The sequence below is a fragment of the Bacteroidota bacterium genome (assembly GCA_039714315.1).
In the GTDB taxonomy this organism is placed as follows: Bacteria; Bacteroidota; Bacteroidia; order Flavobacteriales; family JADGDT01; genus JADGDT01.
This window is the reverse complement of the sequence record JBDLJM010000005.1, coordinates 1-17,766: the sequence shown is the minus strand read 5'-3', so window position 1 is coordinate 17,766 and position 17,766 is coordinate 1. Positions and strand designations below refer to the sequence as shown.

At 36.9% G+C, this 17,766-nt stretch carries 12 protein-coding genes; 9 read left to right on the top strand and 3 right to left on the bottom strand.

The features are described 5' to 3' along the window. The first annotated feature begins 134 nt into the window (after window positions 1-134). Window positions 135-1,157: an L-threonine 3-dehydrogenase gene (tdh, locus tag ABFR62_01405; GenBank protein MEN8137067.1), complete on the top strand. Its 1,023-nt coding sequence runs from the start codon at window positions 135-137 to the stop codon at window positions 1,155-1,157. A 296-nt stretch (window positions 1,158-1,453) separates the two neighbouring features. Here the strand turns inward: tdh and ABFR62_01400 are convergent, their stop codons facing one another. After that, window positions 1,454-2,914, bottom strand: a complete 1,461-nt coding sequence (locus ABFR62_01400) for an FAD-dependent oxidoreductase (protein ID MEN8137066.1) — start codon at window positions 2,912-2,914, stop codon at window positions 1,454-1,456. A 160-nt stretch (window positions 2,915-3,074) separates the two neighbouring features. On the opposite strand from ABFR62_01400, the gene ABFR62_01395 reads away from it, so the two are divergent. Further along, complete coding sequence (locus ABFR62_01395) at window positions 3,075-3,275, top strand: hypothetical protein (protein MEN8137065.1); 201 nt, start codon at window positions 3,075-3,077, stop codon at window positions 3,273-3,275. Between the two features lie 258 nt (window positions 3,276-3,533). On the opposite strand, the gene ABFR62_01390 is transcribed toward ABFR62_01395, so the two are convergent. Both ABFR62_01390 and ABFR62_01385 read right to left on the bottom strand, forming a co-directional pair. Then, entirely contained in the window at window positions 3,534-7,349 is a 3,816-nt protein-coding gene (locus ABFR62_01390) for a T9SS type A sorting domain-containing protein (GenBank protein MEN8137064.1), read from the bottom strand. A gap of 1,006 nt (window positions 7,350-8,355) precedes the next feature. After that, a complete protein-coding gene (locus ABFR62_01385) occupies window positions 8,356-9,543 on the bottom strand; it encodes a phosphoglycerate kinase (GenBank protein ID MEN8137063.1) in 1,188 nt (395 codons plus the stop codon). Between the two features lie 397 nt (window positions 9,544-9,940). Between ABFR62_01385 and ABFR62_01380 the strand changes: the two genes are divergently transcribed. The 7 genes from ABFR62_01380 to ABFR62_01350 all read left to right on the top strand — a co-directional run bounded on the left by ABFR62_01380 (window position 9,941) and on the right by ABFR62_01350 (window position 17,482). Beyond that, the gene (locus ABFR62_01380) at window positions 9,941-11,671 is read left to right on the top strand and encodes an NAD(P)H-dependent oxidoreductase subunit E (protein ID MEN8137062.1); all 1,731 of its coding nucleotides are present in this window, start codon (window positions 9,941-9,943) and stop codon (window positions 11,669-11,671) included. Window positions 11,672-11,710: 39 nt separating this feature from the next. Further along, window positions 11,711-12,409, top strand: a complete 699-nt coding sequence (locus tag ABFR62_01375; protein ID MEN8137061.1) for a 2Fe-2S iron-sulfur cluster-binding protein — start codon at window positions 11,711-11,713, stop codon at window positions 12,407-12,409. Window positions 12,410-12,554: 145 nt separating this feature from the next. Next, a complete protein-coding gene (locus ABFR62_01370; GenBank protein MEN8137060.1) occupies window positions 12,555-13,100 on the top strand; it encodes an NADP oxidoreductase in 546 nt (181 codons plus the stop codon). A 53-nt stretch (window positions 13,101-13,153) separates the two neighbouring features. Continuing rightward, window positions 13,154-14,593 carry a Ni/Fe hydrogenase subunit alpha gene (locus tag ABFR62_01365; GenBank protein ID MEN8137059.1) on the top strand — a complete coding sequence of 480 codons (1,440 nt, stop codon included), beginning with the start codon at window positions 13,154-13,156 and terminating at the stop codon, window positions 14,591-14,593. Between the two features lie 125 nt (window positions 14,594-14,718). Continuing rightward, window positions 14,719-15,216, top strand: a complete 498-nt coding sequence (locus tag ABFR62_01360; protein ID MEN8137058.1) for a hydrogenase maturation protease — start codon at window positions 14,719-14,721, stop codon at window positions 15,214-15,216. 63 nt (window positions 15,217-15,279) lie between these two features. Then, the gene (locus ABFR62_01355) at window positions 15,280-15,855 is read left to right on the top strand and encodes an acyltransferase (GenBank protein ID MEN8137057.1); all 576 of its coding nucleotides are present in this window, start codon (window positions 15,280-15,282) and stop codon (window positions 15,853-15,855) included. Between the two features lies 1 nt (window position 15,856). Further along, a complete protein-coding gene (locus ABFR62_01350) occupies window positions 15,857-17,482 on the top strand; it encodes a gliding motility protein RemB (protein MEN8137056.1) in 1,626 nt (541 codons plus the stop codon). Window positions 17,483-17,766: the final 284 nt, after the last annotated feature.

The window sequence follows — 17,766 nt, the reverse complement described above, 5'->3', positions numbered from 1 at the left end:
AATATTTAAATATTTTTACTCAGCAATAAAATATTAAATCTACTTTCGTATTAACATAATACTATTTATTTAGCTAAATTTGATATTCAAATAGAGTACTAATATTATAAAATAGCAAACAAGTCATGGCTAAGATGAAAGCTCTGGTTAAAGCAAAAGCTGAAAAGGGTATTTGGATGCAGGAAGTAGATATTCCTGAGGTTGGACCTAATGATGTTTTAATAAAAGTTACTAAAACTGCAATATGCGGAACAGATCTGCATATTTACAAGTGGGATGAATGGGCCCAAAATACTATTCCTATTGGAATGACTATAGGGCATGAATATGTTGGACATGTCTCGAAAGTTGGTAGTGAGGTTTTTGAGTTTAAAGAAGGAGACAGAGTAACAGGAGAAGGGCATATAGCATGTGGACATTGTAGAAATTGTCGTAGAGGGCGTCAGCATATTTGCGAAACCACATTAGGGATAGGAGTAAATATAGATGGAGCTTTTGCCGAATATGTTAAGGTACCTTCGTCTAATGTGATGAAGATAAATCCCAAAATCCCGGACGAAATTCTGGCAATAATGGATCCTTTTGGTAATGCAACACACACTGCTCTTTCTTTTCCTTTGATTGGTGAAGATGTGTTGATAACCGGGGCAGGATTAATTGGAAGTATGGCAATAGCAGTTGCAAAATTTGCAGGAGCCCGCTATGTTGTTGCGACGGAAACAAGCCCATATAGAGCAGAGCTGGCAAAAAAAATGGGTGCAACTCATGTTGTAAATCCAATGAAAGAAGACCTCAAAGAAGTTATGAATGAACTTGGCATGATTGGCTTCGATATAGGTTTGGAGTGTTCAGGATCGCCTGTAGCTTTTAATCAGCTTGTAGATAACATGTATAATTCAGGAAAGATATCCTTACTTGGAATTCTTCCCTCTTCTACTCAGGTAGATTGGAACAGGATAATATTTAAGGGACTTACCATGAAAGGAATTTACGGAAGAGAGATGTTCGAAACGTGGTACCACATGGAACAGATGTTACTTTCGGGCTTGGATTTATCACCAATGATCACTCACCGCTTTTCAATTGACGATTTCCAAAAAGGTTTTGATGTAATGGAAGAAGGAAATTGCGGAAAAGTTATTCTTAGTTGGGAATAAAACGAGAATCTCTATCACGATTTAAAAGCCACGGTGTCACTAAAAGTGACGCCGTGACTAATATTGTTTAAGAATGCCCCCCAACAATTATCCTCATTATCTTCAAATTCAAAACAAAAAACCTCCATATCTGCCAGCAAATACACTTCCTGAAAAAACGTGTAGTTCTCGTAGGTATTGTTGAATACGATGTGTATGTGTAAGGTTCTGTTCTCTTATCTTCATTATATGGATTCATATCTCTGATTTATTTAATTATTAAACTTTGGCCCTTAGACTTTGGACTTTGGACTTATCTACTCAGGAATCAACCACCAAAACGGCAGCGCTTTTGCCTTATAAATAAACATGTAATGTAATATAAGCTTAATCCAGTGGCCTGCCAATCCTGCTTCACCAACAGTATAGGTTATATCTCTACCCCATTTTGGATATTTCTCCCAATCCTGAACAATAGGAAATACGGTCATAGTAGCTGCAGCACCGTTTCTCAAACCATATCCGGCCGAAACTATACAGGCTGCCCCCATCTTTGCCATCGATGCCTTATGCGGATGCTCATCTGTTTTCCCCGTTTTCATCTGGTGTGCCACATTTTCGGCAATAATCTTTCCTATTACCCCCGATGGCATCCCCGTTCTCGGAGGTGTAGGGAATATTTTTGTTCCGTTCGGACTCTCCATAGGTTTCGACATTGTGTGCGGTGGAGCAAATGCTATTCCTGCAGCATACATGTTTTTGTATCCTACACTTTGATATATACTCGGCCAGTCAGACGCTTTCCACTCCTCATACGGTTTGGGAGTATAATCAGCATCTACCTTCATGAAACCATTGGCGGCAAAAACATCTAATGTTATATCTTCATCCTTATGATTAAAAGCTTTTATTCCTGCTCCTGCAAATCCGGGTATCAGCATGGCAAAATCAAACTCCTGTACGTTATAAGTACCATCCAAAAGTTCGTAATGTGCTTTCCCTTCTTCCAGTTTAAAAACTCCTGCCCTTTTTATCCATTTTATCCCATACTCTTTAAGAATAGACTCTGTGAATATTTTTGTTTGAGTAATATACCCTCCACGTTTCACATAAGCTCCTCCCATTCCAAAATCGCCGAGCTCATACTCGTTCGATATCCATATTATCTCCGCTAAATGGTCTAGTTTTCGCTTATTTATCTCAAAAGCAATGTTCAAAGCATACTCAAATGCTGCGCCCTGACATGTGGCCATAGCATGTCCGGTTCCGATCAGGAAGGTTTGTTTCTCGCCATTTTCCAACTTTTTCATGGCTGCATCCAGATTCTTCCATGCATGTTCGGCATGTCCGTAAGTACAAACTGATTGTGAGAACTTATCAGGCCCCAAACCCTCGGTTGCATTAAAATTTAATTTGGGTCCGGTAGCATTTATAAGGTAATCGTACTCTATATTTTCTACTATCCCCTTATTATCTCCTACTACATACTCTGCCTTAACAAAAGCTTTTGCAGATCCTTTACTACCCTCAGGGTGAATTGAAACAGCCTTAGCCTGAATATAGTTAATATTCTTCTTCTCATATACCGGAGCCAGTGGAAAAGTTACCTGTTTTGCTTTCATCAGCCCTACTCCTACCCATATATTTGACGGAACCCACTGATAATTAGAATTTGGACTTACTACCGTTACTTCATGATCTTTTGAGAGTTTGCGTCTGGCTACAAGTGCAGCAGTGTGCCCGGATATTCCTGCACCGAGAATTAAAACTTTTGACATGAATACTTTTATTTAAAGGTTAGTTATTTGATAATCAATGTACAAACAATATCCCAACACAGCAAACAAAATTCTACCTGATGGATTATAATCTTAACTAAAACACTATAAATGAGGTGATTTGAGTGTTTTTATATCAAAACAACTAAATATCTAAAAAATGAAACAAAGTAAAATAAGTCCTTATCTCACCTTCAACGGAAACTGTAAAGAAGCAATGGAACATTACAATTCCATTTTGGGTGTAAAACTGGAGTTAATGACCTTTGAAGAAAGTCCAATGGAGATAGACGACGTAACGAAAAGTAAAATAATGCATTCTTCCCTAATATACCAATTGAATTATGGAATGCGCTGTTAGTTTTAAAGTATAATTCTTTTTTACGAGTTTATCTGAAGGCGGAAATGTTATTATACACTTCGAAAAACAGTTTTGGGAATCCCTATTTGGAATGTTAACTGATAAATTTGGCATCCAGTGGATGATTATACCAAATAAACATCGAAGAAAGGAAGACCCTTCAATACTTTATGGGATAGTGTCTAAATTATCAAAAAAAAACGCTCTTTCACAAAGCCGGTGAAAGAGCGGTTTAAATAGCCGAACAATTTATTATCTCTAGTATTTAATAACTTTTATTATCTCCTTATCATTACCATTTTCAATATGCATAATATACATACCGGCCTGATAATTCCCGAGATCTATTCTGACTTTCTCTTCTTCAGACATTGATTCAACAACCAACACCCCATTGATAGTAAATAATCTTACAGATAATCTTTCTTTATTAATATTGTTAATAATCACATTACCTGATGTAGGATTTGGATATACCATTACTTTTTCTGAAGAAATATCAAAATTACTTAGTGGAGGATCAAGTTCTCCGTAATTATATACTCCTGCCAAACCCTGATCCGGTCCAAATCCCGGAGCTCCTACTGCAACTTTTGTTCCATCAGAATTTATACTTACCGACTTTCCAAATTTATCTCCATTTTCAGCTCCTAAAATATTTACACCCATCTGATGCCAGGTACCTTCTACATTTTTATAAACCATCACATATCCCGGAGATCTGTTTAAATCATTATCTTCAGCTCCGCCGATAGCTACAGTAGAACCATCTGAACTTAAACTTACCGAAGTGCCTGCGTAATTATGCGACAACTTTCCTTCGATAGTTTCTCCTACCTGTTCCCACTCGTTGTTATTATTTTGATAAACTTTTACGTGTCCGTAATTACTATCGTCATAATCAGGAGCACCAATGGCTAAAATTGAAGCATCAATACTTAAACTTACAGAACTTCCAAATTTGTCGCCCGCAGCTTCTCCGTCAATATCTGATCCTATCTGTATCCATTCATTATTATTAAACCTATAAACTCTTACATGACCTACATCAACAAAAGCCCACCCTATTGTGTTATAAGGAGCTCCAACAGCCACAGTCGATCCATCGGAACTTAAACTTACTGTCCTTCCAAACTGATCACCTACTTCTTCTCCTGTTATATCTAATCCTAACTGTTGCCATGCACCATCAATAAATTGGTAAACTCCTACATGCCCGGCCTCTGTTATAACATTTTCTACGGCTCCAACTGCAACTGTTAAACCATCAAAACTTAAACTTACCGATCTTCCAAATTGGTTAAAAAGAACCTTCCCGTCTATTTTATCCCCCATCTGGGTCCAGGCACCATCTATATTTTGGTAAATTCTAACGCAACCCAGACTGTTTTCTCCATGTGTGGGAGATCCGATTGCTACTATCGATCCATCCGAATTTAAGCTTACTGAGGAACCGGAATGATCCCAGGATTCACCTATGATAGACAACCCCAGTTGTTTCCAACTATTAGAGATGTCTTTGTAAATTCTTACTTGTCCTTTATTTTGTTCATAATCAGGAGCTCCAATTGCCACAATTGATCCGCTATAACTCATACTCACCGAGTGTCCAAATTCATCTCCTGAAGCTTCTCCTACCATATCTAATCCTATTTGCACCCAATCATCCTCAAACATAGGTGGTTCAATCGGAGTCTCTACAAGTTCATATACTTCAGCACTACCCTGATCAGGTCCAAAACCTGGTATTCCTATTGCTACTATTTTACCATCAGAACTCAAACTTACCGATTTACCGAATTTATCTCCATCTGTGGCTCCTTGTATATCCGGACCTGCCTGTTGCCAGGCTCCTCCATTATTTCTATAAACCATAACATAACCGGGAGACCTATTGAGATCATTATCCTCTACTCCGCCTATTGCTACCATAGAACCGTCTGAACTTAAACTTACAGAAGTACCGGCATAATTATGCGATAACTTTCCTTCGATAGTTTCTCCTACCTGTTCCCATTCGTTATTGTTATTCTGATAAATTTTTACATGTCCGAAATTACTATCGTCATGATCAGGAGCACCTATTGCTAATAATGAACCATCATTACTTAAACTTACAGAACTACCAAATTTATCGCCCGCAGTTTCTCCGTCAATATCTAACCCTGTCTGTATCCATTCGTTATTGCTATACATGTAAACTCTAACATGTCCCACATCAACTAAAGTACCTCCAATAGTATTATACGGTGCTCCGACAGCTACTGCTGAACCATCCGAACTTATACTTACTGCGCTTCCAAACTGGTCGCCTCCGGATTCCCCTGTTATATCTAATCCCATCTGCTGCCAGGATCCATCAATTAGTTTGTAAACTCCAACGTGCCCGGCTTCTGTTGTGCCGTTTTCTACTGCTCCTGCTGCTAAGGTTAAACCGTCAGAACTTAAACTTACCGACCTTCCAAACTGATTACCTATAATCTTTCCGTCTATTTTATCTCCTATCTGAGTCCAGACACCATCAATATTTTGGTAAATTCTTACGCAACCCGGACTGTTTTCTCCATGTGTTGGAGATCCGATTGCAACTATTGAACCTTCAGAATTTAAACTTACCGAATAACCGGAACGATCACCGCTTTCACCGGAAATAGACAAACCTATTTGCTCCCAGCTACCGGCAATATTTTGATAAATTATTACTAGTCCGTTATTATCTCCGTTATAAGGTGCTGCTACAGCCATTACAGAACCATCGGAACTTAAGCTCACTGAATGTCCTAACTCATCTCCCGAATCTGCTCCCAAAATAGAAGAACCTACCTGTACCCATTCTTCATCAATTGTTGGTGGTTCAACTACTTCTCCACTAAGTTCATATACTTCAGTACTACCCTGATCAGGTCCAAAACCTGGTATTCCTATTGCTACTATTTTACCATCAGAACTCAAACTTACCGATTTACCGAATTTGTCTCCATCTGTGGCTCCTTGTATATCCGGACCTGCCTGTTGCCAGGCTCCTCCATTATTTCTATAAACCATAACATAACCGGGAGACCTATTGAGATCATTATCCTCTACTCCGCCTATTGCTACCATAGAACCGTCTGAACTTAAACTTACAGAAGTACCGGCATAATTATGCGATAACTTTCCTTCGATAGTTTCTCCTACCTGTTCCCATTCGTTATTGTTATTCTGATAAATTTTTACATGTCCGAAATTACTATCGTCATGATCAGGAGCACCTATTGCTAATAATGAACCATCATTACTTAAACTTACAGAACTACCAAATTTATCGCCCGCAGTTTCTCCGTCAATATCTAACCCTGTCTGTATCCATTCGTTATTGCTATACATGTAAACTCTAACATGTCCCACATCAACTAAAGTACCTCCAATAGTATTATACGGTGCTCCGACAGCTACTGCTGAACCATCCGAACTTATACTTACTGCGCTTCCAAACTGGTCGCCTCCGGATTCCCCTGTTATATCTAATCCCATCTGCTGCCAGGATCCATCAATTAGTTTGTAAACTCCAACGTGCCCGGCTTCTGTTGTGCCGTTTTCTACTGCTCCTGCTGCTAAGGTTAAACCGTCAGAACTTAAACTTACCGACCTTCCAAACTGATTATCTATAATCTTTCCGTCTATTTTATCTCCTATCTGAGTCCAGACACCATCAATATTTTGGTAAATTCTTACGCAACCCGGACTGTTTTCTCCATGCGTGGGAGATCCGATTGCAACTATTGAACCTTCAGAATTTAAACTTACCGAATAACCGGAACGGTCACCACTTTCACCGGAAATAGGCGAACCTATTTGCTCCCAGCTACCGATTGTATTTTGGTAAATTATTACCTGCCCGTTATTGTCTCCGTTATTAGGTGCCGCTACAGCCATTACAGAACCATCGGAACTTAAGCTCACCGAATGTCCTAATTCATCTCCCGAGTCTGCTCCCAAAATAGAAGAACCTACCTGATTCCATTCCTCTTGTGCAGTTATTGTCATTGTAAAAAGGGACAATACAACGATCAAAAAGTAGTTTACTTTGTTCATAAAAAATAATTTTAATAGTAGAAATAATTATTGATATCTGATTTTGAGTGAACAAAAGGGTAATATTTATGTTCTATTACTAAGAGTATTCACCACAACACTAAATATACAAATAAAACGTTGATTTTCAAACCGTTAGAACCTATACATCAAGATTGAATGAATATTTTGCAATTGATTGTCTGGAATTATAAATAAATTCTGTTGTAAATCACAACAGTAGATAATCTGATAGGTGGGCCGGATCAGTTGAAAAAAATTAGAACAAACTTCATTCTGAAACACCAATATTGCAAGGATATTTCGTTTGTTGATTCCAAACCGGACAAGTATACATATATAAAGAACCTTTGATCAAAGAATATTTGTTTCCAGAGGTAAACTATGCATTTAGCCTAAGTAAACAAGCCCCAAAGCATTATTAATAATAATCTTAGATTTTGGTATAATACCATATAGTAATAATGATAGAAAACTGCGAAAAAATATATCTATCGGCTGATTTTGGAGAACTAAGTTTAGGATGGAAAATTTCTATTATACCATTTACGTTTTAATTTTACTGTGAAATAAAGTAGAAGATTTTCACCTTATTTGAGAAAGAAAATTTCAGCATTTTGGCTCAGCCTAGACGGTTAAATTTTATTTTGAAGAGTAATACCAATTACGAATCAAACTGACCGACATAAATTGTTTCTCTTTTCCTTATTCTTCGTTAAAAAATAGTTCCGTCTAGGCTTAGCCTAGATGCAAAGATTTTTTGCCTCGATTAAGAAAAATATAATTCAATTTACTTATCAATCACTTTGAATCGTAATTGGTATAAGGTGAAAACATTCGTTTTATCACAGTATATTAAATGCGTAGATGGTATTAGATGAAAAAAGCATGAATTGACAGATAAATTCATGAAAACATCTCGTTACTAAATAGCAATAAAAAATCCGTGAATCCACAGCAATATTTTCACCATAGTTTCACGGACTGATATTATTTTAATTTACTGCTATTCCAAAATTGCAGCAATACCGGGAAGGGTTTTACCTTCTAAAGATTCAAGCATTGCACCACCACCTGTAGATACATAACTCACCTTATCGGCATATCCGAATTTTTTAACTGCTGCAACTGAATCACCTCCACCTACAAGCGAAAATGTTCCATTCTCAGTTGCCTCAGCAATAAAATCGCCTAATTTCTTAGTTCCGTTAGCGAAGTTATCCATTTCGAAAACTCCCAATGGACCATTCCAAAGAATAGTTTTTGAAGCCAATACAACTTCTCTTATTTCCTTAAGAGCTTCAGGTCCTGCATCAAGTCCCATCCATCCTTCAGGAACTTCGCCTGTAGCAGTTACCTTTATTGCTGCATCGTTAGAAAATGCATCAGCAACAACAGCATCAGAAGGTAAAATAATTTTTACCCCTTTGGCTTCAGCCTTCTTAAGAATATCTATAGCTAATTCTAATTTATCATCTTCTACCAAAGAAGAACCAATGTTTCCACCTTGTGCTTTGGCAAATGTAAATACCATTCCTCCGCCGATAATAATATTATCAACAGTATCAAGCATTTTTTCAATAATAGTAATTTTTGAAGAAACTTTTGCTCCTCCCAAAATTGCAGTAACCGGTCTTTCTCCTTCTTTCAATACTTTATTGATACTCTCAATTTCTTTGGCCAATAAAGCTCCGAAACATTTATCTTCAGGGAAAAACTGCGCCATAACAGTAGTTGAAGCGTGCGCACGGTGAGCCGTACCAAATGCGTCGTTAACGTAAATATCACCAAGTTTTGTCAGTTCTTTCGAAAACTCAACATCACCTGCCTTTTCTTCTTTATGAAAACGTAAGTTCTCAACCAATAGAATTTGTCCCGGCTTCAGAGCTTCAGCTTTAGCCACAACACTTTCGCCAATACAATCATCAGCAAAAATAACTTCAGCTCCCATTACTTCTTCAACTCGCTTTACAATGTGTTTTAATGAGAATTTCTCCTCCACACCTTTTGGACGACCTAAATGCGACATCAAAACTGCACATCCACCGTCAGCAAGAATTTTCTTCACTGTTGGTGCTGCACCAAGAATTCTTGTGTCGTCAGTAATATTATAATTTTCATCTAAAGGCACGTTGAAATCTACTCTGATTACTGCCCTTTTACCCGCAAAATTTAACTGATCGAGTGTTTTCATTCTTTCTATAAATTAAACATGCTATTAAAGCACTTATTTACATATGATTTAAGCAACAAATTTAAACTTTCTTCCACTTAAAAGAAAACAATAAGTGTATTTTTTACACTTTTATTTCCTGAAAATTTATAATTTTCATTTATACCTGATTTAAGAAAAAAGTATGCTTAATCCAAACCACAATATAATACAGTAAAACAATAGCATTAAAAAGCTTAGACAGGAATAGAGGGTATATTTAATTTAAGTCTGGTAAATACACATTTACCTACCATAAATATATGCATTATTTAAACATATGCTAATTAGCATTTCCATTTTAGAGAAAAATCATGTTATTACTATGTAACATTTGATACATTTATATGTAATGATTGTAATTTTTAAAAAGTTTACAATGAAAACAACAATTTCTTCAATAATCAATAGTACAGGAAATGCCAGATACAGGCTATTAGACATACTTCACAAGCTGCAGTCGGAATATAAATTCATATCAGAGGATATTATAGATGAACTTTCTACTGATATGGATATTTCACCAAGTCAGATAAAACAGGTAATCAGCTTTTATCATTATTTATATGATAAAAACATGGGAGAATACACAATTCACATTAACAGAAGCGTTGTCGCCCTGATTAGTGGTTATGCCGAAGTTGTTAAAACACTGGAAGAGGAATGTAACTGCAAACTTGAATCACTTTCTGAATCTGCAAAATTTGGTCTCTGGAATACATCATGCATAGGAATGAGCGATCAGGAACCGGCCATACTTATTAACGGGCTACCATTCACCGACCTAACTCCTGAGAAAACTAAAAACATAATTTCCGATTTAAAAGAAGGAGTAGAACTAAAACAGCTTTTTAACAAATACGAAACAGATAAATACAAACTGCTCATAGGGCAGTCGTCCGTAAACAAGACTAAAACTTATATAAGAGGGCCGCTTCTCGATAATGATTACAGCAATTTTTCTGCGGTAGAACTGCTAAATACCAGGAATTCTCCTTCAGATATTTTAGGCATCATTTCCGATTCAGGACTACAGGGAAGAGGTGGAGCAGGATTCCCTGCAGGTAGAAAGTGGAAAGCGGCAGCAAAAGTAAAAAGTGAAAAAAAATATGTGATCTGTAATGCTGATGAGGGTGAACCGGGAACATTTAAGGACAGGGTTCTTTTAACTGAAAAACCGGAAAAAATATTTGAGGGAATGTTAATTTGTGCTTATGCAATCGGAGCACACAAAGGAATTCTGTATTTAAGAAAAGAGTATGAATACATGAAACCCTATCTCGAAAATGTACTTCAGCAGATGAGAGATAAAGGTATACTGGGACGTGACAACAGCTATAATTTCGAAATGCGGATACAAATTGGTGCCGGTGCATATGTTTGTGGTGAGGCTTCTGCCCTACTCGAGTCGATGGAAGGTAAACGGGGCGAACCCAGAGAAAAATACATGCAACCTACAGAGTTTGGATATCTTGGAAAACCAACTATCGTAAATAACGTTGAAACTTTTGCAATTGTTCCTTCAATCATTAAAAACGGAGCTGAATGGTACAAAGCCTATGGAACAAAATTCTCGGCAGGTACAAAAGTATTGAGTATAGCGGGCGACTGTGCTAAACCAGGTATTTATGAACTTCCTTGGGGGATAACAGTAGATACAATTTTAAAACTCAGCTACGCCAAAAACTCTAAAGCGGTAATAGTTGGGGGAATGTCAGGTAAATTAATTCCTCCCGAAGAATTCGATAGAAAAATTTGCTACTCCGACCTTGCAACGGGAGGAGCATTTATGATACTAAACAACAACCGAAATCTATTAAAAGATGTCGTATTACCGGCTCTTGATTTCTTCATTGATGAATCATGTGGTTCATGTTCAACATGTAGAAATGTACCGGGATATCTTAGAGAAATTGCAAGATATATGGAACACAAAAAACTATCGGAAAAAGACCTTCTGAGGATAGAAGAATGGAGTAAGCTTTTGAGCATAAGTCGCTGCGGATTGGGTAAAAGCGTTTCAAGCTTACTGATAGGATTTATCAGAAAGTTTACCGACGATTATGAGATTGAGGATAGTATTGAGGATAATTTTTTGAGTGTTAATTAAGAAAATTTCACAAATAATAACAACTGAAATAAAAAGATTATGCAAAACAATATATCACTAACAATAAATGGTAAAAAGGTTAAATCCGGGTACCCTAAAACTGTTTTAGAAATTGCCCGTGAAAACGGAATATTCATTCCTACCCTTTGTTTCCTAAAAGATAAGCTTGACCACAGTAACTGTAGAATCTGTACAATTAAGATAGATGGCTATCACTATCCCTCATGCTCTACTATAGCCAAAGACGGAATGAATGTAATCAGTGATTCAGACGATTTGGAAGAAATGAGAAAATACATTACAGAACTCCTGTTTTCTACAGGAAATCACATTTGTCCGATATGCCAAAAAAGTGGTGATTGCGAACTACAGGCAATAGGATATCACTACAAGTTACTATTCTCGAGATTCGAACATCTTTATCCTAAAAAAGGTATCGACACATCATCTTCTGATAAAATAATGATGGAAAAGAACAGGTGCATCCTATGTCAGCGCTGTATCCAGGCAATAAAAGACGATAATGGAAAACCATTTTTCGTTCTTCAGGGACGAAGCAATGCTCTTGAAGTTATATTCGACAAAGATATGAACGACAAATTCACAATGGAAAAAGCAAGAGATGCTGTAAAACAATGTCCCGTAGGTTGCATATTGATAAAAGAAGCAAACGGATTCCAAACACCAATAGGACTACGTCAGTTTGATAAAGTCCCGATAGAAAGTAACAAAAAATAAAATGTAGGCAAATGAAACATTCATGAGTACTATCGTTATCACTCAGAAAAATGATAATACATGAATGTACCATCAGACCGATTAAAAACAAAGCCGACCGGTAGGCGGCGCAAATAATTCGCGAATTCGCGGCAATTTTAAACAGATGAAACCAAAAATAGCGACAACTTCATTAGCAGGCTGCTTCGGTTGCCATATGTCGATTTTAGATATTGACGAAAAAATACTGGATCTTGCTGATCTTGTAGAGTTCGACAAATCACCAATAACCGACATAAAAAAATTCACACGTCCTATAGACATTGGACTTATAGAAGGTGGATGCTGCAATTCAGAAAACATTGAAACCTTGAAGGAGTTCAGAAAAAACTGCAAAATACTTGTGGCTGTTGGAGAGTGTGCACTGATGGGAGGTGTTCCGGCTATGCGCAACGGAATAGAAATTGAAGAGTGTTTTGATGAAGCATATCTGTCGGGGCCTACCGTAAAACTTAACCATGAAAAAATAGTTCCGGACGACCCGGAATTACCAAAAATTTTACCACGTGTTTACTCCTGCAACGAGATTGTGGAAATAGATTATTTCCTACCGGGATGTCCACCAAGAGCAGATCTGATCTGGGAAGCCCTAACAGCACTTCTGCAGGGAAGAGAAATAGAACCAAGCTACGAATCATTGAAATTCGACTGAAATAATTTGTTACTGTTCCAAAATGTAATTATTTGACCTTAAAAAGAGAAACAATGGACAAAAAGATAACCATAGAACCTGTAACCAGAGTAGAGGGACACGGAAAAGTGACCATCCTGATGGATGAAAATAAACAGGTAAAACAATCGCGTTTACACATTGTAGAATTCAGAGGTTTTGAGAAATTTATACAAGGCCGTCCATATTGGGAAGCTCCGGTCTTGGTTCAGCGCTTGTGTGGTATCTGTCCGGTAAGTCATCATTTAGCTGCTGCCAAAGCACTTGATACAATTGTGGGAGTAGATAAGCTAACTGCTGTTGGCGAAAAAATGCGCCGTTTAATGCATTATGGCCAGATTTTTCAATCTCACTCATTGCACTTTTTCCATCTAAGCTCTCCCGACTTATTATTTGGAGTTGATGGTAATCCTACAACCAGAAACGTATTTGGTGTTATAGATGAGCACCGCGATTTGGCTATAAAAGGTGTGATGATGCGTAAATTCGGACAGCAGATAATTGAATTCACAGCCGGTAAAAAAATTCATGGAACAGGAGCTATTCCGGGTGGAATAAATAAAAAATTAAGCATTGATGAAAGAGACGCTCTGCTTAAGAATCCGGATCTAAATGCCGAAATGATGGTCGACTGGGCACAAGAGGCATTAGACTTTTTTAAGATATACCATAAACACAATAAAGACTTTATAGATAACTTCTCAGTATTCCCTTCATCATCTATGAGTTTGGTTCGCGAAGATGGAGCAATGGATTTATATCACGGAAAACTAAGAGTAGTAGATAAATCAGGAAATAAAGTCATTGATGATATAAATTATGAAGAGTACCATAAATACATTGAGGAAGAAGTAAAAAACTGGTCGTACATGAAATTTCCTTATCTGAAATTTCTTGGCAAAGAAAATGGTTGGTACAGAGTAGGTCCCCTGGCCCGATTAAACACGGTTAATTTTATTCCTACCCCCTTAGCTCAAAAAGAATTCGAAATATTCAAAACTTATACGGGTGGTAAGCCTAACTCAAGTTGTCTCCACACTCATTGGGCACGATTGATAGAAATTCTTCATTCGGCAGAGGTAATCAGAGATTTGCTTAAAGATCCCGATTTGCAGAATATGGATTTAATAAAAAAGGGAGCTAAAAAATTTGAGGGTGTAGGAGCGATCGAGGCTCCGAGGGGAACACTCTTCCATCACTATAAAATAGATAAAAACGACCAAATTACTATGGCTAACCTTATTGTTTCAACCACTCACAATAATACAGCAATGAACCTGTCGGTAGAAAATGTAGCAAAATCATACCTTAATGGTCAGGAAAAAATAAGTGAAGGAATGTTGAATGCAGTTGAAACTGCTATAAGAGCATACGACCCCTGCTTGAGCTGTGCCACACACGCAATGGGACAAATGCCATTAGACATTGCAGTATTAGATAACAATGGGAAAGAAATTGACCGACTGAGAACATAAACCATAATATTTTCACACATGAAATGGCCATAAATGACGAGCGTACACCAAACGGGATGAATATTTTGGGGATAACATACCTGTCGCGCTTAAGAGTGATGACCAAAACATAAAATTATCGACACATGAAAAATAAAATTAAAACTCTGGTTTACGGATTTGGAAATCCCGGCAGACAAGACGATGGTATAGGAAATGTCATGATTCTTCGCCTGGAGTCATGGCTTAAAGATAATTATATAATGGATGTTGACCTTGAGAGCAATTACCAGTTAAATATAGAAGATGCCGAAAAAATAAGTTCTTATCAAAGGGTTATTTTTGTCGATGCTTCGAAAGAAGAGATTAAAACATGTAAACTTGAAAAATTAAACCCTGCTCAAAAAACCATAGAATTCACAATGCATGCTGTCTCGCCATCATACCTGCTTTACCTTTGCGATAAACTTTTCGGGGAAAAACCCGAAAGCTATTTACTGTCGATAAAAGGATTGAGCTACCACATTACAGAAGGATTATCGAAAGAAGCAAGCATGAATTTAGACAAGGCAGAACTGTTTCTTCGTTCAGTATTAAGAGATTCAATATTCAAAAAAGACATCTGTCACAAACTTGGGGTATAACACAATCGCAGGTTTTATTAGTATTTAAATTTCGTATGTTTGTTACAATCTAACATATCGAAAATGGGAAAAGAATACTTTGCACACGAAACTGCTGTAGTTGATGACGGGTGCAATATTTCAAAAGGTGTTAAAATTTGGCATTTCAGCCATATAATGAGCAATTGTACACTGGGAGAAAACTGCAACATTGGTCAGAATGTTGTAATATCTCCCGAAGTTATTTTAGGTAAAAACGTCAAAGTACAAAACAATGTATCAATATATACCGGTGTTACATGCGACGACGATGTTTTCCTGGGTCCTTCAATGGTATTCACTAATGTAACAAATCCGAGAAGCGCAATAAACAGAAGAGGGCAATACACTAAAACTCATGTGGGAAAAGGAGCTTCTATCGGGGCAAACGCTACAATTGTCTGCGGACATGATATTGGAGAATATGCTTTTATTGGAGCGGGTGCAGTAGTAACAAAGAATATAAAACCCTATGCATTGGTTATTGGAAATCCTTCTAAACAAATAGGATGGATGAGCGAATATGGCCATAAATTAATATTCAATAAAGAAGGATTTGCTACTTGCCCCGAAAGTGGTGATGATTATTTACTAAAAGACGGTAAAGTAACTAAAGTATAATATGCACAGACTCTTACTATTAATAACTGTACTACTGTTCTCAGAAGCTTATTCACAAGATCAGAATATTAAATATTCAAAATTCAGATATGCTGAAATTGAAAATGGATATAACCAAATAGGAAACAATTCGCACACTGCCAGCAAACCTTTTATTCAGAGAGAGGTAAACCAATATTATAGTCTTAACGATTATGACAGTACATTGAGTTACAAATACAAGAATTGGTGGGGTCGTAAATTGTTTGATGAAAACTTTGTAAAGGTTGAAAAAGAAGACTTCTGGTTTTCAGTAGATCCAGTTATGAATCTTCAAATTGGAAAAGATCTTAATTCTGACCATGATTATACCTATGTTAATACAAGAGGTTTTTATATACAGGGTGAGCTTGGATCTAAATTTTCGTTTCAATCGGCTTTCTATGAGTCTCAGGCAAGATTCCCTGATTATGTTACTAATTGGATTAGTGAACATGAAAAAAATACAGGAGGCGGAATCGACGGAATTGTCCCCGGTCAGGGATTGGCACAAAATTTTAAAACCGGCGGATATGATTATCCAATGGCTGAGGCTAATATATCCTTCACTCCCAGTAAATTTTTCAACCTCCAGTTCGGCACGGGAAAGAACTTCATAGGCGACGGCTACAGGTCGATGTTTTTAAGTGATGCCGGATTTAATTATCCTTACTTCAAAATAAACACAAGCTTTTGGAATATAAAGTACACAAACTACTGGATGTTTATGCAGGATATCAGACCCGAAACTGCCATAAACGATGTACATCAACAAAAATTTGTTACTGTACATCACCTTAGCTGGAATATAACCGACAGAATTAATGTTGGTTTCTTCGAGGCAATTGTCTGGGCAGATTCTACCGGCAACAGAGGGTTTGATATAAATTATTTAAATCCGGTGATATTTTACCGACCTATAGAATTTAGCCTGGGTTCGGCAGGAGGAAATGCCCTCTTAGGATTTAGCACTAAAATAAAACTAACTAATTCCATACAATTATATGGTCAGGCAGTATTAGACGAATTCACACTTGCCGAAGTAAAAGACAGTGAAGGTTACTGGGCAAATAAATTCGCTTTTCAAACCGGAATAAACTATTACAATGCATTTGGCATTAAAAACCTACAAATAAAATCTGAGGTCAACTGGGCAAGGCCATATACTTTTTCGCACAGAATACCCCTTCAAAACTACGGGCATTTCAATCAACCCATAGGACATCCCTGGGGAGCTAATTTTTGGGAATCTGTTTCAATCATCAGATACAGATATAAAAGGTTATTTGCTGATGTGAAATTAATTTATGGCAAAAAAGGATATGACACTCCCGACTCAAATTGGGGAGGAGATATTTACAACCCTTATGGTGATAAGGAACAATACTATGGAAATGAAATCGCCCAGGGGAACACCGGTACTTTATTTTTCGCTAATTTAAAAAGTGGCTACATTGTTAATCCGGCAACAAACCTTAAACTTTTTATTGATTTTACTTATCGGGATTTTAATGTTTTGAATGAAACAGAATTTTTACAAAACAGTAAAGGGTCAATTATTTCGTTTGGGCTAAGAACAGATTTATTTAATACGTATTACGATTTTTAATAAATACCTGTATTACCATGTACATTATACCATCTACAAGTTAAATCTACCGCAATAAAACGAATATTTTTACCTTATTCATCAAAAGAAAATTTAACCGTAGCGCTGCTATGCTGAAATTTTCTTTTTCAACTAAGGCAAAAATCTCCTACTTTATTTTGCAGTAAATTTAAAGTGTAAATGGTATTACTTCGTAAAGTATTAAAATAATATACTACAGAATAGCGGGATCTAAACGCCCCGGATAAAAACGGCAGCTTTTTTATATAAAATGTTTGTGAATC